The organism is Pseudoalteromonas sp. MER144-MNA-CIBAN-0113, assembly GCF_040308965.1.
GTDB classification, from domain to species: Bacteria; Pseudomonadota; Gammaproteobacteria; order Enterobacterales; family Alteromonadaceae; genus Pseudoalteromonas; species Pseudoalteromonas tetraodonis.
In genome coordinates this window covers 1-244 of the sequence record NZ_JBEOOG010000537.1, presented here as the reverse complement: position 1 = coordinate 244, position 244 = coordinate 1, and the positions used below count along the sequence as shown (strand labels likewise).

Annotated in this window: 1 pseudogene; it reads left to right on the top strand. The window is 45.5% G+C overall.

Annotated elements, in window-relative coordinates:
- A pseudogene (locus AAEY57_RS20830) lies at positions 1-244 on the top strand (chemotaxis protein CheA); the annotation flags it as partial.

Genomic DNA, 244 nt, shown 5'->3' with positions numbered 1-244 from the left:
AGCTAAACCAGCTGCAAAAGCGAGTGTGCCTGTAAAAAAACCAGAACCTGTAAAAGCACCCGCTTCTAAACCGGTAGAAAAACCGGTTGCTAAAGCAGCGCCAGCAACGCCTAAAAAATCAGCGCCACCAGCAGCAGAGACGACAGTTCGCGTAGATACAAAACGACTTGACCAAATTATGAATATGGTTGGTGAGTTAGTACTTGTGCGAAATCGTTTGGTTAGTTTAGCGACTAACTCAGAC